We start from the raw sequence: 21,697 nt of genomic DNA, 5'->3' as shown, positions 1-21,697 counted from the left end.
GCTGGACGCGGTGGAGCCGTATCTGGTCGATGGTCGGACTGCGGAAGGTGTGCGTCGCGCTCGGAAACTACTTCGCCGATCCGCGGCCGAAGCTGCCTACGAACTAGGCAACGGCGCCCAGGTCAGCGCGCAGGATACGGTGCCGTTCGCGCTATGGGCGGCTGCGAGCTTCCTCGGCGACTACCCGGCTGCCATCCTCGCATGCGTCGAAGCGGGTGGGGATGCGGACACCACTGCTGCGATTGTCGGCGGGATCGTGGCAGCGCATACAGGGGTCGGCTGCCGAGGCGCGACACGCGGAATACCGGAGGGGTGGCTCGCGGCGCGCGAGTCTCTGCCCACATGGGTGACGGATCGACACCGATCCTCTGCGGACCCACGGTAATGCCACTGACCGCGCGGCTCGATGGGTCGAAAGCCGAGTAGCAGCCACCTCGACCGTGCCCCACGATGTGACCGGCAACTACGCCGATTCCGTTGCTTTCCGTGCCGGTTCTACCTGACCTCGCCCTGCCGGTTTCGAAGCGGTGGCTTCGGCGCCGCGTCCGATCACGGCGTACGTCACGGGGCCCTGATCGGATCAGGCGCCGCGCCTGCGTTCCAGCGCGTTCGCGATCAGCAATCGGGCACGGTCGCCGTACTCGGCCTGGTCGGCCAGGATCGCGAAGGTCTTCTCGTGCAGCGCGATCTCCGACGGTCTGGTGATGGTCAGCTCGGCCGAGACCGTTTCGGTCAGCACCTGCGCACGGTCGTAGATGACGAAATTCGTCGCGGGGGCGCGGTAGTCGGCGCAGATGGGTACAAGGCCCAGCCGGACCCTCGGGTTGGCCATCACCGCGAGCAGGTAGGCGAGTTGCTCGGCCATGACGGCGGAGTCGCCGACCATGCGCCACAGGGCGGTCTCGTTGACCACGAAGTGGAAGCGATGTTTCGCCCGGAACAGCACCTGTTTGCGGGCCATGCGCGCGGCAACGGCCTCCTCCAGGTCGTCGCGTCCGCCGGTGACGGCGATGCAGGCGGTCAGGATCGCGCGCGCATAGCCCTCGGTTTGCAGCAGTCCCGGCAGCGTGTCCGGCGCGTACCAGCGGATCTGTGTGGTCTGCGCTTCCAAGTCGATCGACTGCCGTTGCCTGCGCGCGTGTCCGGAGGCGACGCTGCGCTGCCACTCCAGATACATCGATTGCAGATTGCGCGCATTGGCGACCAGGTCGTCCAGCACGGCGGTATTGCCGCACGCCTCGCACCACGCGGCGAGGTCTGCTTCCGACGGCGTCTGCTTGCCGCCCTCGATCCGGGAGACCTTGCTCGAATGCCAGCCACACCTGGCGGCCAGTTCCAGTCCGGTCAGGTGGGCGGCGCGACGCAGTTCACGCAGGCGCGCACCCAGCACCTCGCGTGCGTCCGACACTCCGTTCATCGTGCACGTGCTCGCTCTCGCAATATCGCTGATGGTCGATGCCCTCGGGCCACAGCCGTTCCCGCACCTGCAGGCAGCGGCCGACCAGCGCCGGGTCAGTAGTGATCGACAACCCCATGAATGCCCCGTTCTCGGCGAAGGTGTTGAACGCGACCGTGTTCGTGTCGAAAAGCCAGTAGTCGTCGTGCGGCAGATAGGCCGGGTCGACCAGATGCCGTGGCAGCCAGCGCACGATCTCGCCGGTGGCGATGTTGTCGTCGGTCGCCGACAACAGCCACCGGGTGTAGTCGGAGTGCGGGACCGTCACGACACGTAGTCGTTCGAGTGTGATCCCACGACCGGCGGACTCGACCATCAGAGCATCCCAGGCTTTCCATGACTCGGGCTGTTCCTCTCGTTCGTACGCTACTCCGGCGTCGAAGCGGCGCAACGCTTCCTGCTCGTCCTCCAGCACGTAGTCGTCTCGCACTTCCAGATGGAAGGCGCGCGATCGAGCCGCCCGGAACAGCGGCTCGAAACAGCGGTCGCCTACCACGTGCAGCATCAGCGCACCACCACGGCGGTTTCGTGACAGTCGAGGGTCAATTGGGCCAGCAGTTCGGGATCGGTGACCGGTTCGCCTGCCACCAGCACCGCACCACACGTCCCGCTCGCCTCGACCCGTAGCCGCATCCCCGGTTCCAGCCAGTCCAGCAGCTGGTGCGGCACCAGGACCGTGCCGGTGCGGTCGGTTGCATCGCCCTGCACCACGAGCACGCCCGTGTCGGTGGCGTACACGGCGGGACAAGCTCCATGGTCGGATCCGGATCCGAGAAGTCGCAGGTTCATAGCTGATCCTTTGCGAGAGCTGACGGACGATGTCGTGCAATCGTCCCCACCGCATGCGTTGCCGGTCAACGTGGTTCGCAAAGTCGCGCAAAATCGTGGCGGGGACATCGGTGCGCCTTCTACCGTCGATTCGGCAGCCCGGGGCCACCGCGCCGAGGTCGTTCCCCCGGTTGTCCTCTCCCCGAAGGAAAGGCTCCGACATGATGAGACGACCCAGGACTGCCGCTGATTTCGCGGTGCTGGGTGTGCTGGCGCCGGGTGGATTGCTCACGGTCGAGCAACTGGCTCAGCAGGCGCGACTGACCGCATGGTCGGTGCGCAGCGCGTTGCTGCGCCTACACGCGCGTGGTCTGATCATGGATTGCCGCCACCGTGGCCGCTGGGCCATCACGCCCCGAGGCCGGGGTGAATGGGCCGCGAAAGGACGACGATTCACTTTGTGAGCGTGATCGGGGCGTGGTCATCGCGACGCCGAACACTTCACCGTGGTCACCATGGATCCGCGTGGCTACTCCCGCAGTGTGCTCGACCCCGGCCCGCCGGCCGATATCGAGGTCGAGGTGCAGAGCGAGGACGCCCACTCGCTGCTGGAACACCTCACGCCCGCCGGCGAGGCGGCGTACGTGTTCGGCGGCAGCGGCGGCGCGGTGGTTGCGCTGGACCTGCTGGCCCGGCACCCGCAGCGGTTGCGGCTGGTGATCGCGCACGAGCCGCCGTCGTTCGGCGTGCTGCCCGACGCCGCCGAGCACAAGGCGTTCGTCGAGGAGGTGTACGAACTGTTCCGCACCGAGGGTCTGGCCGCCGCGGGGGCGCGCTTCCTCGAGGGGATCGGCGGTGGCGTCCACATGCCGGATCCGGCCGGCCTGTCGCCACGCGCCGCCGCCATGATCGAACGCCTGCATGCCAACGCACCGCGGAACATGGCGCACGAACTGCGTCCGATCACTTCCTACCTGCCGGACGTGGCGGCGCTGGCGACGGTCGCCGACCGTCTCGTGCTGGGCGCCGGTCGCGACAGCAAGGGCAAGCTGCCCCGCCGCCCCGCGGAGGCGCTCGCCGCGCAGCTGGACATCCCGCTGACCGAGTTCCCCGGCGGGCACAGCGGATTCACCAACGCGCCCGCCGAATTGCGCGGCTGCTGCTGGAACTGCTGCAGGCCGCCCGCGTGGGCTGACGCGCGCGGCGGAACCGGGAATGCAAATCTGTGCCATACCGCCCTTGCACGGATGCTTCGGGAGCTGTGGATCACCGCGCGCACTCGATCAAAGTCCGGATTCCGCACTGCGCAATCGATCCGTCACTCGATTTCACCAAACGAAATCGATAGGAGGTGAGCGGCCCACCCACACCGCGATTTGTTCCGGCATCGAGATGCGTGCAAAAATCCTTCGTTTCGGCTCACTACGGCAAGATCATCGCCTTCACATTCGGGAGGTTGCCGATACGCTGGGTCGCAGGCCGTTCCGGCGCATCGGTTTGCGGCGAGCCGGTTTCGCGCAGCCGGGCGCGTACCTCGGCGGGCTTCTTCCGCCCGGCCGCGGCCGCGCTCATTCCCTGATAACTCGTGACCGCTCCGACAACGATCGGGGACGCGCTCGAGGTTCCGCTGAACACGTCGGTGTACCAGAGATCCTCATCCGAGCCGCCTTGCAGATCGCCGTACCCGGTGGTGGTGACCTCCAAGCCCCATCCCTGCACGTCGACCCGCTCACCGAAGTTGGAGAACGCCAATCGGGAGCGAGCCGGACCGTGATCGCGGCCGTGGAATCCGGGCGGGGGTGCGCCCGCTCCGACGATGATCGCTCCGGAGTCGGCTTCGCCGCCCCGGAACGGATTGCGCCACGTGCCGGGAAACTCCGCGGGCCGGGTGTCGTAGAGCGCGGCGTCGAGGTCCTCGCCGCCGTTCCCGCCCGCCTCCACCACGATGACGCCCTTGCCGACCGCGTACCGGATCGCCGCCGCGTCGTCGGGCCACCATTCGATCGGGATGTATCCGCGCTGATCGGCCCGATTGGCGTAGGCGAAACGCGGTCCCGGGCGGTGCACTTCGAGCAGGATCACATCGCCGGGGTTCAGCACGTCCGCGGCGGAGCGGACAGCGGCCGCCGATCCCGACCCGAAGATCGAGACCGCGCGGATGTATGCCTCCGGCACGATACCGCTGATGCCGTATGCGTTCACGTCACCGCTGATCGCGCCGGCGACGGCGGTGCCGTGATCGCGCCAGCCCAGCTGCGGCGCGGGGGTGCCGCCGATCACGCCGCCTTGGTTGACCCGCAGGTCCTCGTGGGTGAACCGCCACGCGCCCTCGATGTCCACCACGCGCACGCCGGTCCCGCGGCCACCCGGCACCGTCCAGGCCCAGCGGGCGTCGATTCCCTGTGGGGCGGCGTCCAGGTATCCCTGCCGCTCGCCGAAATCCGGGGTCGTCGGCGGCGCTTCTTCGGCCGAGCGATCGGCGGCCTGCACCGCGCCTTCCGGCGCGATCGGCGGTTCGGTGGGCGGCTTCACATATGCCGCCGCCACCTCGTCGGCGGTGCGCAACCGCGCCGCCAGATCGTCGAGATCGCCGGTGACGCCACGGACGGAGAAGTAACGCAGGTATTCCGTGCCGACATCCTCGTGCGGAGTTCCGGTGAGCCTGCCCTCCAAGCGGTTGGCCGGTCCGAAGATGCGCACCAGTTCGCCTCCGGCGGGAAGCAGTTCGTTCAGACGTGATTGGGCACTGCGGCTGTCGCGCAGCGCGACCGGCGTGATCGTGGTGCCGGCGCCGTGGGTTATCACGATCAGCTCCGCGGGCGACCTGAGCTCTGAATGCTGGGATGCCATGTCGCCCAGTCAACCTGGAGTGCGGACTGCTCGCCACCGGATACGGCGCGCTGGTCAGCCGTGCAGGCGCACGGGCGGCGCGAGGCCACGGGCGGTGACGGCGCGCCGAGGGCCCGCGGCGAAGAACGCTTCGGTGGCCCCGATCGCAAGCAGGCACGTTCCGGCCACCCAGCCGACCGCGTCCAGGGACTCGAACGGCAGCGCAGCGACCAGCACACCGGATACCAGAGTGGCCAGGCCGAACAGCTCCTGCCACCCGCGGCCGGGCAGGTCGTCCACCCAGACCGCCACGGTGGCATGGCAGATCCCGCGGATCGCCCAAGCCAACCCGATCCAGAACGACAGCAGCAGGGTGGTATTCCCGCCCGCGAAGCACAACACCGCCAGCAGGACCGACAACACGCCGCTGAGCAGTACCAGCACCCGCAGCGCTGTGGCGAAACGGGCACCGACCGCGACGACCAGCTGAAGCACCCCGTTGAGCAGCAGGTAGCAGCCGGACAGCACCTCCGCCGTCGGCAACGACTTGTGCGGCCATACCGCTAGGGCCACACCGATGATCATCGAGCAGGCACCGGCCACCAGTACCGTCTGCCGGGCTTCGCCGGCCAGTGGTTCCGTACGCCCTGCAACTCCGGTTTCGGGCATAGCTACATGATATGACCAAGGCTCGTGTTAACGCCTTATTTGCCTCGTCGGCCCTTATCGCCGCGAGCCCGAGTGGGTCAGCAGCACATCGGCGGTTTCGAACCGCGGCCAGCCGACTGGCTGCTCTACCGGAAGTCCGCTGGTCAGGCGTCGTGGCGATCCTCCAGCTCGGTAGCGGTTGATTTGCGGCGGATTTCGGCGACGAGTTCGTCGAGTTGGGCTTCGGCGCGTTCGGCACGAGCCAGGGTTTGGGCGCGAGCCTCGGCGAGCGCTTCGAGACGCTCGGCGGCTTCGGCACGCGCCTTCTCCGCTGCCACGGCGACCTCGGCCCGGGCGGAGGCGAGTTCGGCCGCTGCCGCGCGACGGGTTTCGGCGAGCTCGGCCCGGGTTTGCGCGAGTTCGGCACGTGTGGAGTCGAGTTCGCCGCGCACCCTGCGCCATTCGGTGCGCGCCTCTTCGGCGGCCTCGGCTCGTTCGGCGGCGGCTTGTTCGGCGCGTTCGGTCCCTCGTTCGGCGTCGGCCGCACGCTGCACGGCGAGGTCTCGTTCGGACTGCGCGGCCGCGACCCGCGCCGCCGCCTCCCGCTGGGCGCGCGCGATCTCGGTTTCCGCGCGGGCCTCGGCGCGCTGGACTTGTTCCCCGGCTTGCTGTTCGATGCGCTCGATCTGCTCGGCGGTCTCGCGGCGCACGGCGCGGATCTCGGCTTCGGCATCGCTGCGGGCGGTGAACACGTCCTCGGCGGCCTGCTTGGTGACGCGTTCGACTTCGCGCAACGCGTCCTCACGCGCCGAGTTCGCCTCGGCGAGTAGTGCTTCGGACTGTTCGGCGGCGACTGCCGCGTCCTCGGCGGCGGATTCGGCGAGTTCCCTGGCCTCCTGCGCCTCCCGCCGTGCCTGCTCGGCCGTCACGGCGGCGCCTTCCGCCTCGGCGATCCGTCGTGCCGCGTCAACCTGCACTGCCTGCACTTGCGCCTCGGCGATCGCCGGATCCGCGAGTGTGGACAGCTCCGCGACAGCGGCGTTCAGGGTGCCGTTCAGCTGTTCGGCGAGCCCGCGGAACTGGGTGAGCAACTCATCGGCGCGCAAGCGGGCAGCGGTCACCGGACCCGGTTGCGTCACTGTGACGGCAGCGGTCGCCTCTTCCGCTTCCTGTTGCTGCCGTTGCCGCTCGCGCCATGCGCGCCATCGTGTGTGTTCGGGACGGTCGCAGTACTCCGAGGGACGACCGGGTCCGGCTCCTCTGGTGACGGGACGGGAACAGCCGGGATAGTTGCACACGTGCGACACCGCGAAATCGTAGCGTTGGTTTCGTCGCTCACGACGAACCACCACGCGACGAAAGACGCTTCGGCCGCGTCATGACCAAGGATATCCGGCATTCGCGCCTGGCGCCCACCTACGAGACGCCACTTCGCGAGTCACGTCGACAAGGTCGAAACCTGCTCGAGCTGCTGCGGTTCAGCACGGAATTCGTTCACCGCCCGAGCCGCCAAGAGGTGATTCACGTCACCGGTGGATGCTGTCAGGAATTCGGAAGCTGTCTCGTTCAGGAAGCACGCGAACCAGACAGGAGCGAACTATGAAGCACCGCATCGTCGTCCTGGGGGCCGGATACGCCGGAGCCTTCTCCGCCGGATACCTGGCCCGTCAACTCCACCCCGACGACTTCGAGATCACCGTGGTCAACGCCGAAGCCGATTTCGTCGAGCGGCTGCGCCTGCATCAGCTCGCCGCCGGGCAGGAACTGCGCCACCGGCCACTGACCGAGGTGTTCGCGGGCACCGGCATCCGGCTACGAGTAGCGCGCGTGACCGGCCTCGACGTCGAGCACCGGACGGTCACCGTCGCCGACGGCACGGGCATCGACCGGCTCCCCTACGACACCCTCCTCTACACGCTCGGTAGCACCGCTGCCGACCACGGCGTCGCGGGCGTCGAGGAGCACGCCTTCCACGTGGCCACGCGGCCGTCCGCGCTGCGCCTGCGCGCGCGCCTCGACGAGCTGGGCGGGGACGGCGAGGTACTGGTGGTCGGCGGCAATCTCACCGCGATCGAGACCGCCACCGAGCTCGCCGAGTCCCGTCCAGGACTTCGGGTAGGCCTCGCTACCAGCGGGGAACTGGGCGGATGGCTGGGCGCGAAGGCCCGCCGTCACCTGTGGCACGCCTTCGAGCGCTTCGGGATCACGGTCCACGAGCACTCCACCATCGTGCGCGTCGAGGAGGCGGCGGCCGTCGCCGCCGACGGCACCGTGTTCGTCAACGACGCGACCGTGTGGGCCGCCGGTTTCGCCGTCCACCCGATCGCCGCCGCCAGCGGCCTCGCGGTGGAACCCAACGGCCAGATCACGGTCGACCGTCAGATGCGGTCGGTCTCGCACCCGGACGTCTACGCTGCCGGGGACAGCGTCTTCGCTCTCCGCGAGAACGGTCAGCCGCTGCCGATGTCGTGTGCTTCCGCGGGACCGACCAGCAAGCGGGCGATCGCCTCGATCATCGGGGACTGGACCGGGCGCGAGATTTCACCGGCCTCGCTGACCTATGTCGGCAACCACATCAGCCTGGGCCGCAAGGACGCGATCTTCCAGCTGGTCGACGGTGACTCCCGAGCCAAGCCGGGGGCACTCCGTGGCCGCAAGGCCGCACGCGTCAAGTCGGCGATCCTCGAGACGGCCGCCTGGAGCCTGAGCCACCCGACCTTCGGAAAGCCGAGTCGCAAGTACCGGGCGGCCGCCACCGTGGAGCGCACGCCCCACCTGGTCGCCGGATAAAGTCGGTCGCATGGACACCGCCACCGTGGCGCGTTTCGAGGCCAGCCGCAATCGGCTGGCCTCGCTCGCTTACCGCTTGCTCGGCTCGGCCGCCGACGCCGAGGACACGGTGCAGGACGCGTTCCTGCGGTGGCAGGCCGCCGACCCGGAGCACGTAGAGACACCCGAGGCGTGGCTGACCAAGATCGTCACCAACCTGGCGCTCGACCGGCTCCGTTCGGCGAAGTCGCGGCGCGAACGCGCGGTCGGCGCCTGGATGCCCGAACCGCTGCTCGACGGTGACCCGATGCTGGGCCCGGCCGACACCGTCGAGCAGCGCGAATCGGTAACCCTGGCGGTGCTGACGCTCATGGAACGTCTATCGCCCGTCGAACGGGCCGTTTACGTGCTGCGCGAGGCCTTCGCCTACAGCCACGCCGAGATAGCCGGCATCCTCGACATCACCGAATCCGCGAGCCAGCAACACGCCCACCGGGCTCGGCGCCGCCTCAGCGCCGAGCGCAACTCCCGTCGCATCGACCATGCCTCCGCGCGCCGGATCGTCGAGGCGTTCGTCGCTGCCGCTTCCTCGGGCCGGACCGAACAGTTGGTGGCACTGCTGACCGACGACGCGACCGGCCTCTCCGACGGCGCCGGGCTCGGGCCGGCGGCCAAGCTGATCCGGTACTCGACACCGGAGCAGATCGCAGGGGCGGTGCGGGCCGGCTTCAAACCGTCTCCGGCCAAGCGGAGACTCGCCGGCGGCTCGCCCTCGTTCCATGCCGTCGTGGTCAACGGCTGCCCTGCGATGATCGCCACTGTCGGCGACCGGGTCAGGGCCGTCGTCATCCTGGAACTGCGCGACGACAAGATCGCGGGCATGCACGGAATCGCCGCCCCCCACCGACTCGGTCGCCTCACCGAGCGATGGCAGCGGCAGGAGCACGATGTCCCGCTGATCACAGCGTGGTAATCGGCCATCAGGACATTGTTCGCGGTGGCCTTCAGTGTTCGAGGAGGAAAGGGACGACTCGCGCGGCGACGGCTTGTCCAGACTTTCCTTCGGGCCCGAAATGGTCGAGCCCCTTCATGGTGTCGCTGTCGGCGTTGGGGAGTGTGTCGGTGAGGGCGTCGAGTTCTGCTCGGGTCGCCGAGGATGTGCGAGTTCCGCTGAGGATCAGCGTCGCGGCGGTGAGGTCGGCGAACTCGTCGAGCCGGTCCCGCTGGGCGGCCAATTGCTCATGCTCGGCGAGGTTGGCTTCCAGGAGCGGTCGCATCCGCTGCCATCGTTGTCCGCGGAACCCGATGCGCAATGCGCCGCGCAGATACCAGTGCGGCAGCTTGGCCACGAATCTTGGTGCGCCGCCGGATCCCTGAACGAAGTGGGCGAACGCGCCGTAAGGGTCGTAGGCGGCCAGGCGGGCGCGATAGGGAGCCATCCATTCGGTGGCGATTTGACCGCCGGGGGCTCCAGGCTCGTAGAGGGCTATGCGGTCGAACACCGGCGACGACCGCACGGTTTCGAGTATCGCCAGTCCGCCGTAGCTGTGACCGAACGCCAGTCGCGCGCTGGTGTCGGTGTGCACGGCGAGCAGATCGTCGACTTCTTTCCGCAAACTGTAGTCGCGCCCGAGTGGTCCACTCGCGCCGCGCCCGCGCCGTTCGACGAGATGCACTGTGCAGGACCGCGCCAGTTCCGCTGCCAGCGGCAGGTAGTCCTGTGCTGTGCACAGCGCGCCGCCGACCACGATCACGCCAGGCCCGCTGCCCATCGATCGGTAGCCGATGGATGTGCCGTCCGCCGAGACGACCGAGCGTTGCCGAGACGCGGTAGGTGTGCCATTGCTCATTGGAGAGCCTCCAGATGCTCCAAGGCGGTCAGTAGGCGCGCGGTTTGGCGCGTGTATTCGTCGTAGGGAACACCGCTTTCGGCGACGAGGCCCGCCAACCGCTCCTCGAGGCCCTGCTGCGCCGCGGCCACGAGCTGTTCTCCTTTGCCGGTGAGGCTGAGCCGCCGGCTTCGCCCGCCGCCCGGGTCGGGCTGAACGAGGAGGAGCCCCTCCGCGGCCAGGACGGCCGTCATGCGGCTGACCGACGGCTCCGTCACGCCGAGCCGATCGGCAAGCGCCCGTTGCGTCGAGGCTCCCAACTCGCCGACGAACGTCAAGGCAAGGAATCGACGGTAGGACACGCCGTGCTCGGCGCGCAGGATTCGGTCTGCCGCCCGGTCCAGACGGGCCGTGAGAACATGCAGGTCGAAGCTCAGTTTCCGCTCCACCTTTATAACTTAACATGCTAAGTTAGCGCGCTAAGTCGCTATCGCCGGCTCGCTCATCCGCCGCAGCGGCAGCTCCGGTGGAGTGCACCGAGATTCACGGAGAGTCGGAAAGGCCGGAGCGGGTCGAAGCTGTGCCGTGATGCCCCCGTCGTCCGCATCGCTTCCGTTTCATCGCGATTGGCGCGATCTTGTGGGATCCAAGGAGCCAGCACACCGCCGCCGAAGCCATCGAAGCATGCCACCTTTCTGACCTCCGATAAGTGAACCTTATCGGAGGCCAGAAGCCCACGCCTCCCGCTCGCCTTCCGAATGAATTCGTTTCGTAGCGTTTGAAACAACGCAACGAATCATCAACGAAAAGGGCGGAAAACTGGGGGCCCGGAGACGGACGGATCGGCCGCGTGGAAGACCTCCCGTAAGCCGGCCTTCCGACGCGGAAGCATGCGGCCACGGTGTCGTAGGCTGGCTACTCGCGCGCCGAGTGTTCCGGCGCGGACAGTCAGTCGCCGATGTGAACGCGGGAGCCCGAGCCATGGACGATCGATCCAGCGTTGTGGCGGTCCCAGAGTCGGTGCGCACGGAGTTGCGCCGTGGTGTGCGCAGCGTGCTGGTCGACGCCGTGGCCTTGCGGCTGGTGCGGGACCGCTTCGACGACGACCAAGCCGGTTCGCTGCGCCGGTATCTCGAAGCGTCCCAATCGGCGAACACGTTGCGCGCCTACCGGGCCGATTGGGTGGGGTGGTCGGCGTGGTGCGCCGCCGAGGGCAGGCAAGCGCTGCCCGCCGACGCGCTCGACGTGGCGGTCTATCTCGCCGCGGCCGCCGACGCGCGCCGCGACACCGGCGGGTGGGCGTTCAGCCCGGCGACGTTGGAGCGCAAGTCGGCCGCCATCGCCGCGGTGCACGCGGCGAACGGCCTGCCGTCGCCGACGCGGGCGGACGTGGTGCGCCTGACGCTGCGCGGCATCCGCCGCACTCGGCGCACTCAGCCCAAACGCAAACGCCCCGTGCTGCTGCACACCCTCGACCAGCTCCTGGGCGGGCTTCCCGAACCGGGTTGGCCCACCGAACCCGCCCGCCGCCGGGACGCACTCGTCCTGCTCGTCGGTTTCGCCGGCGCGTTGCGCCGCAGCGAGCTGGCCGGATTGCGCGTCGGCGACGTCGAAGTGGGCCTCGACCACACCACCGGAGAGCCGCTACTGCTGATCCGGCTGCCCTCGACCAAGACCGATCCGACCGGTGCGGCCGAACAGCGTGTGGCTCTCCCGCGTGGTCGCCGACCCGCGACCTGTCCGGTCTGCGCTTTCGCCGACTGGCTGCGGCTGCGGGAAATCCACGCCGCAGGCGGAACTTCGGGTGTGCGGGCCTGGCTGGCCGACGCGCCGCAGACAGCTCCCGAGATACACCGTTGCCATGGCTTCACCGGGACCACGCTCACCGACGCGGAACTTCCCCTCTGCCCCACCATCAACCGCCATGGCGTGATCGGTGCAAACGCCATGTCCGGGCGCGCGGTCGCCGAGTTGGTCAAGCGCTATGCCGCCCGGGCCGGGCTCGATCCCGCTCTGTTCTCCGGTCATTCGCTGCGCGCCGGGTTCGCCACCCAGGCAGCCCTCGGCGGCGCGAGCGACCGCGAGATCATGCGCCAGGGCCGCTGGTCCAATCCGCGCACCGTACACGGCTACATTCGCACCGCCAACCCGCTGGAAGACAACGCGGTCACCAAGCTCGGCTTGTGAACGGTCGTTCCGAATCGCCGGTACACCACTCCCCCGGACGCAGCTCCCAACGCCTTCCGGGCGCGCCGACGGAATAGCGCACGGTCGAAATGCCGCTACGGCACCAGTCGATTCGATTCTCGATGCCGCCGAAGCCGCCCTCCCCGTTCCGCTCAGCGCCGGGAATCGACTGTCCTCATGCACACTTCGCGACGCCGACAGGGCTCATACAACATCGGAGATGACCACTACCACGCATTTCTCGACTGCTAGCCGTCTCGGCCGCCGAGGCCGGGAGCGGGGGTTTCGAGTGGTAGATCGAGGATGAGATTCGCGGCGCGGGCCATGATCTCGTCGCGGGCGCGGCCGGGATGGTCGACGGCGAGGAAGCGGTTGCCGATGGCCAAGCAGAAGGCCAGCAGACTGCGCGCTTCGATCTCGTCGGGGTCGGCGCAGAAGGTGCCGATCGCCTCGCGCGCCAACTGCATGCGCGCGTTGTCCACGCGACGCAGGCGTGCGGCGACGGCTTCGTCGCGGCGGGCCCAGTCGCGGATGGCCAGATCGATGGGGAGCAGACGGTCACTGGAAAAGGTGAGCCGCCCGGCCAGCCGGACCTGCTCCCGCGGGTCGCCGCCCTCCCGCTCCACCCGCTCGCGCACCTCGTCGACGGCCTCGCGCTCCCAGGTGTCGAGCATTTCCGCCAGCAGCGCGTCGCGGTCGGCGAAATAGCCGTAGAACCCGCCCTTGGTCACACCGAGCGCCTTGGCCATGGCTTCGATGCGCACCGCGCCTGTACCGCCCTCCGCCAGCGCCCGCAGACCTTCCTCGATCCACTTCTCGCGCGTCGTGCGCAACGCACCCATCGGGTAACGAACCTCACTTCCGAGAGCAGTTGTACGGCACCGTATAACGGAGCTAACCTGTGCTTATACGCTATCGTATAACGAGCCGCTCGGCTCCGCGACAAGGATGGAGAGTTCGATGATCAAGTGGGCTGGTCGGCTCATCGTGTTCTTCGGGACCGCGCATACGATCGGCGCCCTGACGCTGGAAGGCGCCGCGCGCCACGCCGGAGCGTGGTTCAGCGGGCAGCTGTGGCACGACGACCTCGCCGCGATGAGCCCGGCGAACAGCGCGCTGTGGCTGTCACTGGAAAGTTTCGGCGTGCCACTCATCGTGGTGGGCCTGACCGTGCTGTGGCTGGACCGGCGCGGCATCACACCGCCACCCTTCATCGCCTGGATCCTCGGGATCTGGACCGTGGTCGATGCCGTAGTCCTCCTCCTCACGCCGTGGCCGCTTTTCATGGTCGCGGTCATCTTGCTGGCGGTCGGAATACGCCGTGCCGGAGCCGCAACCGCGACCGAGTCGAACAGCCCTGCAAGGCAATCCAGTTCGGGCGCATGACGAGCGATTGCACACGTTTCGTCATCCGGACGCCTGCCCCCATCGGTGCGGCGAATCGGCCGGCCCTGGGTTGCGCCACGTGACCGGAGCCGACCGCCGCGAAGGGGTCGGCAGAGACGAGCCGGTGCCCGATGCTGGGGATATGCTGGCCGTGTGCTGTCAGTGCCGGCGCCGATGCTGGCCGTCTCCGGACGGCCACCGCAGGAGCGCGGCCGGTGGGCTTTCGAGATGAAGTGGGACGGCATTCGCGCCATAGCGCGGTGCCGCGACGGGGCCTGCCGGTTCTACAGTCGCAACAATCGGGATCTCAGCGGCGCATTCCCCGAGCTCACGGCAGTGCTTGCAGATCTGGGCGAGCGCGGTGAGATATTTCTCGACGGGGAGATCGTCGCGCCTGATCCGGCGACGGGGGCTCCGTCGTTCGGCCGCTTGCAGCGGCGTATGCACGTGATCTCGCCCGGGCCGGAGTTGCTGCGCGGATTCCCGACGCAGTATTTAGCCTTCGATTTGCTGGCTGTGCGCGGTGCCTTCATTATGGAACTGTCCTACACCGAGCGCCGCGAGCGTTTGGCGCAGCTCGCCCTCGACCGGCCGCTCGCCCGCACTCCGCCGTACTACTCGGATGTCGATCCCGGCACCCTGATGGACGTCGCCCGCGAGCACGGGCTGGAGGGAATAGTCGCCAAGCGCCTCGATTCGGCCTATTACCCCGGCCGCCGCTCCCCGTTGTGGATCAAGACGCCGCTGCGCAGGACGACGGAGGTCGTCGTCGCGGGCTGGCTGCCCGGTTCGGGTCGTTTCTCCGCGACGTTCGGTTCGCTCGCGCTCGGCGCTTACGACGCCCACGACCAGCTGGTTCATGTGGGCAATGTCGGCACCGGCTGGACCATGCACGACCGGCGCTCCCTGCAAGCCCGCCTGGACGAGCTGGCACGTCCGGACACTCCCTTCGACATTCCGCCTCCCCGCGCGGTCGCCGCGGTCGCCCATTGGGTGGAGCCCGTCCTCGTCGCCGATATCGAATATCGCGAAGCGACCTCGGAGGGGCTGCGTCATCCCAGTTGGCGGGGCCTGCGCTCGGACAAGGCCCCGCATGAAGCGAAATGGGAGTAGCGGTTCGATGCAGCGCTTCATCGCCCACGACATGCCGCAGGTCCGGCCAACCACGAACGGCTCACCGAACTGTGGACCACCCTGGGCAGCGAACTGCTGCTGGTCAACGCACACGATCCCGCGCTGCTTCGCCGCGCCCGGCAGATCGACGCCGACATCGCGAGTTGAGCTTCACCCCATGTGACTCGCACGAGCCACTTCTTCACGGTGCCAGGCCGGGGCCACGGGCTCGAACGCGTTCGTCCTCGAAGTCCAGCCGATAGACCGCGGGCATCGGCATCTCCCGGTGAAAGGTCCAGCCCACATCGCGGCGACCGAAACCGACCAGCGCCCGGGCGATGAAGGTCCCGTGACTGCCGATCACGATCGTGTGCCCGCGGTGCCGCCGCGCCAACGCTGTGAGGATCGCCGTGGCGCGATCGGAAAGCTGTTGCAGACTCTCCCCGCCTGACCTGGCGAAACCGGGCTCAGCCCAGCTCGCGGCGTAGTGGCGTTCGTAGTCGGGCGTCGGCTCGATGCCGGAATCCCACTCGCGCAAGTCGTCGTCGGTCTCGATCGGCAGCCCGGTCCGACGGGCGAGCGGCGCAACCGTTCGGACAGCCCGCAGGAAGGGGCTGGAGTAGATCGCGGCGGGAGCGGCGGCGGCCAGTTCGGTGACCAGTCGCTGGGCTTGCTGTTGGCCTTCGTCGGTCAGCGTGCGCTCGTAGTCATCGGGGCCGCCCGGGTACGGAACGAAGGGCTGCGCATGACGAACCAGGAGGACGGTGGATCCCACGACGAACCTTTCCGGGCTTCGTATGTGCTGCTGACCCCGGTGACCAGCGGGCGCGTCGCTGCTCACCGAGGTCGGCTTCCCGTGGGGCGATGCCGATTTCTCCGGTCGGACGAGCCGGGCGCAGGATAACCGCGAGTCACCGGTCAGAGGTGGGCTCGAATGGGCGGGAGCGCAGCGTGTTCGAGTCGTGGGCGATTCGCCGCACCACATCGGGCAGCAGGGTGTGTTCGGCTTCGAGTACCCGCGCGGCGAGCGTCTCGGCGGTGTCGCCCGCACGCACCGGTACTTCGATGCGGGCGATGACCTCACCGGCGTCGTATTCGCCGCTGACGTGATGGACGGACACGCCGCTGACGTGGTCTCCGGCGTCGAGGACGGCTTGGTGCACGTGCCTGCCGTACATTCCCGGGCCGCCGTGGCGGGGCAGCAACGCGGGGTGGACGTTGATGATCCGGGTGGCGAATGCGCTCCTGGTCCGCGGCCCGATCTTCTCGAGGTATCCGGCGGTCACCACCAGGTCGGCCTGGTGCTCGACGAGTGTGGCGCGCATGGCTTCGTCCGGGTCGTCATGGGTACGCCCGGACACATGCACGGCGGGGATCCGGGTCTCGCGGGCGTAGCGCAGCGCGCCGGAGTCGCTGTTGTTGCTGACGACCAGCACGATCCGGAAAGGTGCGTCCGCGAGGAGCGAAGCCCGGTGCAGCGCATGCAGATTCGACCCGTTGTGGGAGGCGATCACCGCCACTCGAAGCTCCGGCACGGCTTCGTAGTCTCGCACAGCCGACGCGGGGACTCGTTCACGGGCAGGCACAAGCGTCGGCGAGGGCGGTCGCTACCGAGTGCCGCGCCGAAGGCCGACTCGATAACCCGGTCGCATCGCTTCGATGTCAGCGAGGTGTGTGGTCCTCGGCGGGGGCGGGCCATTGGTCGATGTGGGACAGCGCGCTGCGGCGGCGGGAGGAGAGCAGGTCGCGGAAGCCGCGGTCGGCGCGCAGAGCCGACCGTGCCTGTGCGACATAGTTTTCGGCGTGACGGGCCGCCGGGTGCCTGCGGCGGGCTTCGGCGAGCCATCCGGTGGCTTGGCGCAGCGCCTCGACGCGGCTGAGGGGCGGATCGCTCGGCAGCAGCAGGGTGGCGTGCTCGGGAGCGACGACGATCACGGAGCCGAGGTGCTGCAGGCAGCGGCCGATGCCCGGGTCGTCGGCGAGGGCACGGTAGGCGGTCAGGGCCAGTTGCCAGCAGCGCAGGGCACGGCGGGGTTCGCCGCGGGCCCACCAGAGGGCCCCCATCGTCTCGTGGGTCTGGGCACGGCCGTCGGGATCGATGCCGGAGCGGGTGAGGGATTCGGCCAGCTCCAGACGATCCTGCGCGGCGTCGAGGCGGCCCTGCCGGATGTGCACGACGGCGAGGTTGAGCAACGCGCACACCTCGCCCGCGACATCGTCCCGGGGTAGCAGCCACCACGCGGATTCCAGCCGGTCGGCGGCCTTGTCCAGATCCAGCGGCGCGGTGGCCAGTCCGCGTAGCGCCGCGTGGTGTTCCCAGCGGGCGGCCAGGCTCGTGGACAGCCGCCGTGGCCGGTAGCCCCGCGGCCGCTCGGCCAGCCGGCCTGCCCGCAGCGACACCAGATCCCGGTTCAGCTCGTCGAGCCCGGGCAGCGACCACAGATCCTCGGCCACCCCGCGCTCGTTCTCCCGCAATCCGAGACGCGCGTACCAGACGTCGAGTGCGTTGCCGATGTCGATCAGGTGCGCCAGTGCCGCGGCGGGGAACTCCACGCCGGGATGCGCGCACGCCGCCACCAGGGCGCGCAGGTACGGCTCCTCGACCTCGAACCATCGGCGCGCGCCCACCGCGAAGCGCCGCGATTCCAGCGCTACCGCCCACCGTCCGGCTCGGTCGGCGTAGTGGTGCAGCAGCGCGGTGAGCGCCGCGCCCCAGTGCGGGCCCGCGGTGACCGTCGCTCGGTCCGGCAGCCTGGGCGCCTGCCGGACCACGAAGCGCTGGGCGCCGTCCCGCGCGAGGACGCCGCGCCGGCACAGGCCCTCCAGCAGCATCGACGCGGTGCGAGCCGAGGGTTCCCGCGCCACCGGCAACCGGCCCGGTGTGTCGCGGATGGCGTTGAGCACGGCCAACAGCGCGACGGTCTCGTAGTGGTGCACCGGTAGGTCGCGCAGTACGGCGGCGATCAGGTGCCCGTCGAGGGCGGGGACCCGGCGCGGCCGCGGGGTCGCCGGGCGTGGTCTCGAATCCGTCAGCGCGGGCCCCGGTTCGACCAGACCCGCGATCAGATCGAGGTCGCGGGCGGTGCGCAGTCTGATGCGATACCCGCGGGCGAACCGGGACAGCGCGTAGGTGGCCGCCGCGGCGACGAACAGCACCGACAACCATCGCAGCGGGCCGTTGAAGAACTGCACGACACTGTTCTCGCCGAAGGAATTCACCACCAGGGTGCGCACCAGCTCGAACAGCACCGTATAGGCCACCACCGACGCGGTGCCCAGAAAGCCCAGCCACACCGTCGATCTCGGCGTCGCGGTCGGCCCGGCCGCTTCGGTGTGCCCGGTCGGCGCGTTCATCGCAGCACTCCCCCGGTCAATCCCGGCACCACCCAGCGCCGCCAGGTCACCAGCAGCAGCGCCACCGGCAGCACGGCCGAGACCAGCGATCCCGCGGCCACTTGCGCGGCGTTCTCGCCGAACTGCCGCGCCTCACCCCACAGCAGCAGCGACCACGGGCTCGCCCCCGCCCCGCTGATCACGAGGCCGATGAAGAAGTCGTTCCACACCTGGACGAATTCGAGCACCGCCACCGCTCCCAGCGCGGGCCCGGAAGTGGCCAGTACTCGCCGCGCGATGGTGCCGGGACTGGCCAGCCCGTGCAGGGCATCGGCCGCGCCGCTGCCCGGCGGCGCCAGCATCGCCCCGCGCAGCACGAGGATGGCGATCGGCAAGCCCGCGGCGGCGTGCACGAGGATCAACGGAATCCGCGTCCCCGACAGCTCGTAGGTCTCGACGAGACCGTCGATCGGCCCGAGATAGGTCTGCGCCGGGATCACCGCCAGCACCACCAGCGCCACCACGGCCACTCGCGCGGCGGCGCCGTCGGGACGCAGCGCGGCCAGCCGGTAGGCCACCGGAGCCGCCGCGGTCACCACGACGACCGTCACGATCCCCGCGACCCACGCGGTGGTCTGCAGCGAACGCCACAGCCCGTCGTCGCCCCACACCAGCCCGAACGCCGAGAATCCGAATCCGTCGTGCCCGCGCACGCCGGTATAGGCGAGCACTCCGATCGGGAACAGCGCCAGCACCGAGACCAGCCCGATGCCCGCCGCCCGCACCGGGCCCACGCGCCGCCGCCCCGGAACCCGCACCGCGCGCACCGCCGACCAGCTCGCGCGATGTCTGCGCACATCCACCTGCAACAGCCAGGCGACCGCGCCCACGAGCACCGCCAACGGCAACGTGTAGGCCGCCGCGGCTCCGGGCTCGCTGTCGGCGGACAGGCGCCACCAGCGCACGGTGGCGCTGTCCACCTGGTACTCCAGGGCCCCGGGGACCCCGATCAGCACGACATCGAAGACGCGCGCGGCCGCGACCCCGACCGCCAGCCCGGCGATCAGCAGCACCGGCCGCAGCAACTCGTACAGCCGCAGCGCCAGTGGCCTGCCGTCGTCGCGATACAGATACCCCGCGCGCGCCGGATCGGCCTCGATCGCATGGATTCCCGCGCGGAACAGCGCGGTGAGAAAACCCAGCCAGGTCCACAGGAACGCCGACCCCAGCATCGCCGCGAGCCACCATCGGTAGATCCCGGCGTCCTCGATCTCCAGCCATCGCGCGCCGGAACCGAAGATCACCCGGAACGCCACGCCCGAGACGAACGCCGACACTCCGAAGGGCACGATCAGCGGAAGCCACAGCCATCGCGCCGCGCGCCCCCACCACGCGAGCGCCAACGCCACGATCAGCAGCCCGACCGCGAACGCCACCCACATCAGTGTGCGCAGGTACGCGCCTGTCGAGTCGGGGCTCATCGTGCGGGCCAGCAGCCACAGTCCGCCGGCCGTCCCCCCGATCGCGGCGAGCCAGAGAGGGATTCGGACGCGTGGCGCGGCCGCTCGCCTGCGCAGCACCGCCGGCAGCAGCCCGCTCACCGCGACGATCGCGCAGGCGAGCACCTCCGCCGGGCGCGCCCGGGCGGCGATGACCACCGTCCACGTCACGGGCAGTGCCAACAGGGTCGCGGTCAGCACCGCCGCGGGCAGTTCGGTGAGGCGGCCGAGCCAGCGCCGCGGGCGGCCGCCGGGAACCAGCGGTCCGCGCATCCGGCGGGTGGCCAGCTCGATGCGCAGGCCGTTGACTTCGAAATCCGGTGGCGGTGTCATCGGCGCCGCCGCTCGAAATCGTCCAGCGCGGCGATCGTGCGGTCACTGGCCGCGGCGACCGGTGTGCGGGCTCCGTCGCCGATCGCGATCAGGAATTCGGTCAGCACCCGCCACAATCCCGCCCGTCCGCCTACCGCGCCGATGCGGTCGGACAGGTCGAAGGCGCTACGCGAGTGGATCTCTCGCGCCGAGGCCGCCAGCAGTGGTGAGTACTCCGCCTCGGTGCGCAGGTTCGGCCCGAGGAAACCGCCGTGGCGCGCGATCCATGGCAGGGGGGCGGCGGCCCCGGCCAGTTTCTCGACCAGTTGCTCCGCGCGCCGATTCGCTTCCTGCGTCACCACGATCACATCACCGCCGACGATCCTCGGCCGCCCCGAGGCGGTGGTGACCGCCGGGAAGGGCACCACACCGGCCACGTCCAGGACCTCGCGGCCGGACGCGCGCACCGCGCTGCGCACGACCGGTTCCGCGAAATCGGGGGCGACGACGGCCGCGGCGCGGCGATGCTGGAACACGTCGCGGATGGCGTCGGAGAACTGCCGGGTCAACGCGACTCCGACACCTCCGGGAAAGGCGTGGCGGTGTCCCCACAGGATTCCCAGGTGTTTCAGGGCGGCCCGCACGGCCGGGTTGTCCCACTCTCGCTGGTTCTTCGACGCCAATTCGTCGTAGAAGCGCGGTGATTCGGCGAGCAGAACGTTCTCGAAGAAGTCGGTCAGCACCCATCCGTCGGCGGCGGCCAGCGCGAGCAGGCGGATCGGTGACTGCGCGAGGACCTCCATCCGGTCCACCCAATCGGGCAGGGTCCATCCTGCCGGATCGCCCAGACCGTAGGTGGCGAACTGCTGGCGGTCGAACCACACCAGTGACTTGTCGGAAGCCTTGAACGGCACCCCGAACGCCTTGCCCTGATGGCGCAGCAACTGTTGCCAGTGCCCGGCGTAGCGGGGGCCGCGTTCGTCGGTCCACACCGTCTCGGCGATCGGGCGCAGTTCGCGGATCAGCTCCCGCACCCGCCCTGCCTGCGGCAGCAGCACCACGTCCGGGGCGGAGCGACCGCCTGCGGTGAAGGCGGTGTCGGTGTTGTCTCCGAGGGGGATCACCTCGACGTCGAAAGCCAGATCCAGTCCGTCGAGCACGGCGTGGAAGGCCGCCAGTTCCGCCCCGCTCCAGGACACGCCGACGCGTACCGCGTCCGAGCTGCCCAGCAGCAGGTCCGGCGCGCACGCGGCGGCCAGCGGGAGGACCACTCCCGCTTGCAGCAGCGCTCTGCGCGTCGCCATCGACCCCCGATGTCATTGCGTGCCAATCGAACCCGATTATGCGCTAAAGCTGTCGCGACGGTAGGCGCTTCGCGATCTTCGCCGCTTCTCCTGGAAACTCCCGTGCGCGGCCGCGGCGGCCTCTGCTACGGTCGCCTGCGTGAAGCGTGCCGCTGTGACGACGACGCCGGAATCCGTCCCGGCGCGCTGATCCACGATTGTCCGAGCCCGGGGCGAGTGCCCTGGGGCTTCGTCTCGTGGTCACTCGCCCCTCGTAGACGAGGA

The 21,697-nt window shown here is 69.4% G+C and carries 22 protein-coding genes; 8 read left to right on the top strand and 14 right to left on the bottom strand.

Translation table 11 applies throughout. The annotated features are described in order from the left end of the window. The first annotated feature begins 10 nt into the window (after window positions 1-10). A complete protein-coding gene (locus ON27_RS41240) occupies window positions 11-385 on the top strand; it encodes an ADP-ribosylglycohydrolase family protein (protein WP_281032765.1) in 375 nt (124 codons plus the stop codon). A gap of 195 nt (window positions 386-580) precedes the next feature. Here the strand turns inward: ON27_RS41240 and ON27_RS13270 are convergent, their stop codons facing one another. Genes ON27_RS13270 through ON27_RS13260 form a run of 3 tightly spaced genes read right to left on the bottom strand, consistent with a single transcriptional unit; the run spans window position 581 to window position 2,245 of the window. After that, window positions 581-1,417: a helix-turn-helix domain-containing protein gene (locus ON27_RS13270; RefSeq protein ID WP_043725357.1), complete on the bottom strand. Its 837-nt coding sequence runs from the start codon at window positions 1,415-1,417 to the stop codon at window positions 581-583. After that, window positions 1,368-1,961, bottom strand: coding sequence for a DUF6879 family protein (locus ON27_RS13265; protein WP_051046515.1), 594 nt, complete (start codon window positions 1,959-1,961; stop codon window positions 1,368-1,370). The genes ON27_RS13270 and ON27_RS13265 overlap by 50 nt, the downstream gene beginning before the upstream one ends. Next, window positions 1,961-2,245, bottom strand: a complete 285-nt coding sequence (locus tag ON27_RS13260) for a hypothetical protein (RefSeq protein WP_043725354.1) — start codon at window positions 2,243-2,245, stop codon at window positions 1,961-1,963. The genes ON27_RS13265 and ON27_RS13260 overlap by 1 nt, the downstream gene beginning before the upstream one ends. 200 nt (window positions 2,246-2,445) lie before the next feature. Between ON27_RS13260 and ON27_RS42850 the strand changes: the two genes are divergently transcribed. Together ON27_RS42850 and ON27_RS13255 are read left to right on the top strand one after the other, a co-directional pair. Continuing rightward, window positions 2,446-2,688, top strand: coding sequence for a MarR family transcriptional regulator (locus tag ON27_RS42850; RefSeq protein WP_157227173.1), 243 nt, complete (start codon window positions 2,446-2,448; stop codon window positions 2,686-2,688). 51 nt (window positions 2,689-2,739) lie between these two features. Then, window positions 2,740-3,579, top strand: coding sequence for an alpha/beta fold hydrolase (locus ON27_RS13255; protein WP_083887550.1), 840 nt, complete (start codon window positions 2,740-2,742; stop codon window positions 3,577-3,579). 67 nt (window positions 3,580-3,646) lie between these two features. On the opposite strand, the gene ON27_RS13250 is transcribed toward ON27_RS13255, so the two are convergent. The 3 genes from ON27_RS13250 to ON27_RS13240 all read right to left on the bottom strand — a co-directional run bounded on the left by ON27_RS13250 (window position 3,647) and on the right by ON27_RS13240 (window position 6,822). Next, a complete protein-coding gene (locus ON27_RS13250; RefSeq protein WP_051046512.1) occupies window positions 3,647-5,074 on the bottom strand; it encodes a S8 family peptidase in 1,428 nt (475 codons plus the stop codon). A 54-nt stretch (window positions 5,075-5,128) separates the two neighbouring features. Beyond that, window positions 5,129-5,722, bottom strand: a complete 594-nt coding sequence (locus tag ON27_RS13245) for an HdeD family acid-resistance protein (RefSeq protein WP_043725350.1) — start codon at window positions 5,720-5,722, stop codon at window positions 5,129-5,131. Window positions 5,723-5,865: 143 nt separating this feature from the next. After that, entirely contained in the window at window positions 5,866-6,822 is a 957-nt protein-coding gene (locus ON27_RS13240; RefSeq protein WP_245559931.1) for a coiled-coil domain-containing protein, read from the bottom strand. Between the two features lie 478 nt (window positions 6,823-7,300). Here ON27_RS13240 and ON27_RS13235 point away from each other — a divergent pair, with 478 nt between their 5' ends. Together ON27_RS13235 and ON27_RS13230 are read left to right on the top strand one after the other, a co-directional pair. Further along, window positions 7,301-8,491, top strand: a complete 1,191-nt coding sequence (locus ON27_RS13235; protein WP_043725349.1) for an NAD(P)/FAD-dependent oxidoreductase — start codon at window positions 7,301-7,303, stop codon at window positions 8,489-8,491. Window positions 8,492-8,501: 10 nt separating this feature from the next. After that, a complete protein-coding gene (locus ON27_RS13230) occupies window positions 8,502-9,443 on the top strand; it encodes a sigma-70 family RNA polymerase sigma factor (protein WP_043725348.1) in 942 nt (313 codons plus the stop codon). Window positions 9,444-9,474: 31 nt separating this feature from the next. Here ON27_RS13230 and ON27_RS13225 read toward each other — a convergent pair whose 3' ends face one another. After that, window positions 9,475-10,320, bottom strand: a complete 846-nt coding sequence (locus ON27_RS13225) for an alpha/beta fold hydrolase (protein ID WP_083887548.1) — start codon at window positions 10,318-10,320, stop codon at window positions 9,475-9,477. Then, window positions 10,317-10,748, bottom strand: coding sequence for a MarR family winged helix-turn-helix transcriptional regulator (locus tag ON27_RS39855; RefSeq protein WP_051046510.1), 432 nt, complete (start codon window positions 10,746-10,748; stop codon window positions 10,317-10,319). Before ON27_RS39855 ends, ON27_RS13225 begins: the two co-directional genes overlap by 4 nt. A 532-nt stretch (window positions 10,749-11,280) precedes the next feature. Between ON27_RS39855 and ON27_RS13210 the strand changes: the two genes are divergently transcribed. Beyond that, window positions 11,281-12,486: a site-specific integrase gene (locus ON27_RS13210; protein WP_043725347.1), complete on the top strand. Its 1,206-nt coding sequence runs from the start codon at window positions 11,281-11,283 to the stop codon at window positions 12,484-12,486. 248 nt (window positions 12,487-12,734) lie between these two features. Here the strand turns inward: ON27_RS13210 and ON27_RS13205 are convergent, their stop codons facing one another. After that, entirely contained in the window at window positions 12,735-13,328 is a 594-nt protein-coding gene (locus ON27_RS13205; RefSeq protein ID WP_043725336.1) for a TetR/AcrR family transcriptional regulator, read from the bottom strand. A 118-nt stretch (window positions 13,329-13,446) separates the two neighbouring features. Between ON27_RS13205 and ON27_RS13200 the strand changes: the two genes are divergently transcribed. Further along, on the top strand, window positions 13,447-13,872 hold the full coding sequence (locus tag ON27_RS13200; protein ID WP_043725369.1) for a DUF6463 family protein: 426 nt from the start codon (window positions 13,447-13,449) through the stop codon (window positions 13,870-13,872). A gap of 174 nt (window positions 13,873-14,046) precedes the next feature. After that, window positions 14,047-14,985 carry a non-homologous end-joining DNA ligase gene (gene ligD / locus ON27_RS13195; RefSeq protein WP_043725365.1) on the top strand — a complete coding sequence of 313 codons (939 nt, stop codon included), beginning with the start codon at window positions 14,047-14,049 and terminating at the stop codon, window positions 14,983-14,985. A 202-nt stretch (window positions 14,986-15,187) separates the two neighbouring features. Here ligD and ON27_RS39850 read toward each other — a convergent pair whose 3' ends face one another. The 5 genes from ON27_RS39850 to ON27_RS13170 all read right to left on the bottom strand — a co-directional run bounded on the left by ON27_RS39850 (window position 15,188) and on the right by ON27_RS13170 (window position 21,433). Continuing rightward, the gene (locus ON27_RS39850) at window positions 15,188-15,760 is read right to left on the bottom strand and encodes a histidine phosphatase family protein (protein ID WP_051046509.1); all 573 of its coding nucleotides are present in this window, start codon (window positions 15,758-15,760) and stop codon (window positions 15,188-15,190) included. 136 nt (window positions 15,761-15,896) lie between these two features. Continuing rightward, entirely contained in the window at window positions 15,897-16,520 is a 624-nt protein-coding gene (gene purN, locus ON27_RS13185) for a phosphoribosylglycinamide formyltransferase (RefSeq protein ID WP_051046516.1), read from the bottom strand. Window positions 16,521-16,647: 127 nt separating this feature from the next. Beyond that, window positions 16,648-18,339 carry a tetratricopeptide repeat protein gene (locus ON27_RS13180; protein ID WP_043725328.1) on the bottom strand — a complete coding sequence of 564 codons (1,692 nt, stop codon included), beginning with the start codon at window positions 18,337-18,339 and terminating at the stop codon, window positions 16,648-16,650. Next, window positions 18,336-20,150, bottom strand: a complete 1,815-nt coding sequence (locus ON27_RS13175; RefSeq protein ID WP_051046508.1) for a hypothetical protein — start codon at window positions 20,148-20,150, stop codon at window positions 18,336-18,338. The genes ON27_RS13180 and ON27_RS13175 overlap by 4 nt, the downstream gene beginning before the upstream one ends. Then, window positions 20,147-21,433, bottom strand: coding sequence for an ABC transporter substrate-binding protein (locus tag ON27_RS13170; RefSeq protein WP_043725327.1), 1,287 nt, complete (start codon window positions 21,431-21,433; stop codon window positions 20,147-20,149). The genes ON27_RS13175 and ON27_RS13170 overlap by 4 nt, the downstream gene beginning before the upstream one ends. Between the last annotated feature and the right edge of the window lie 264 nt (window positions 21,434-21,697).

The organism is Nocardia asiatica NBRC 100129, assembly GCF_000308415.1.
Classification (GTDB): domain Bacteria; phylum Actinomycetota; class Actinomycetes; order Mycobacteriales; family Mycobacteriaceae; genus Nocardia; species Nocardia asiatica.
This window is presented reverse-complemented; position numbering and strand designations above follow the sequence as displayed.

Excerpts from the sequence above, each read along its gene's own strand:
- ON27_RS13175 (WP_051046508.1), bottom strand. The coding sequence starts at position 20,150 with ATGACACCGCCACCGGATTTCGAAGTCAACGGCCTGCGCATCGAGCTG.
- ON27_RS13270 (WP_043725357.1), bottom strand. The coding sequence starts at position 1,417 with ATGAACGGAGTGTCGGACGCACGCGAGGTGCTGGGTGCGCGCCTGCGT.
- ON27_RS13170 (WP_043725327.1), bottom strand. The coding sequence starts at position 21,433 with ATGGCGACGCGCAGAGCGCTGCTGCAAGCGGGAGTGGTCCTCCCGCTG.
- ON27_RS13180 (WP_043725328.1), bottom strand. The coding sequence starts at position 18,339 with ATGAACGCGCCGACCGGGCACACCGAAGCGGCCGGGCCGACCGCGACG.
- ON27_RS13205 (WP_043725336.1), bottom strand. The coding sequence starts at position 13,328 with ATGGGTGCGTTGCGCACGACGCGCGAGAAGTGGATCGAGGAAGGTCTG.
- ON27_RS13250 (WP_051046512.1), bottom strand. The coding sequence starts at position 5,074 with ATGGCATCCCAGCATTCAGAGCTCAGGTCGCCCGCGGAGCTGATCGTG.
- ON27_RS42850 (WP_157227173.1), top strand. The coding sequence starts at position 2,446 with ATGATGAGACGACCCAGGACTGCCGCTGATTTCGCGGTGCTGGGTGTG.
- ON27_RS13260 (WP_043725354.1), bottom strand. The coding sequence starts at position 2,245 with ATGAACCTGCGACTTCTCGGATCCGGATCCGACCATGGAGCTTGTCCC.
- ON27_RS13230 (WP_043725348.1), top strand. The coding sequence starts at position 8,502 with ATGGACACCGCCACCGTGGCGCGTTTCGAGGCCAGCCGCAATCGGCTG.
- ON27_RS13225 (WP_083887548.1), bottom strand. The coding sequence starts at position 10,320 with ATGAGCAATGGCACACCTACCGCGTCTCGGCAACGCTCGGTCGTCTCG.
- ON27_RS13210 (WP_043725347.1), top strand. The coding sequence starts at position 11,281 with ATGGACGATCGATCCAGCGTTGTGGCGGTCCCAGAGTCGGTGCGCACG.
- ON27_RS13265 (WP_051046515.1), bottom strand. The coding sequence starts at position 1,961 with ATGCTGCACGTGGTAGGCGACCGCTGTTTCGAGCCGCTGTTCCGGGCG.
- ON27_RS13245 (WP_043725350.1), bottom strand. The coding sequence starts at position 5,722 with ATGCCCGAAACCGGAGTTGCAGGGCGTACGGAACCACTGGCCGGCGAA.
- ON27_RS13255 (WP_083887550.1), top strand. The coding sequence starts at position 2,740 with ATGGATCCGCGTGGCTACTCCCGCAGTGTGCTCGACCCCGGCCCGCCG.
- ligD (WP_043725365.1), top strand. The coding sequence starts at position 14,047 with ATGCTGGCCGTCTCCGGACGGCCACCGCAGGAGCGCGGCCGGTGGGCT.
- ON27_RS13200 (WP_043725369.1), top strand. The coding sequence starts at position 13,447 with ATGATCAAGTGGGCTGGTCGGCTCATCGTGTTCTTCGGGACCGCGCAT.
- ON27_RS13235 (WP_043725349.1), top strand. The coding sequence starts at position 7,301 with ATGAAGCACCGCATCGTCGTCCTGGGGGCCGGATACGCCGGAGCCTTC.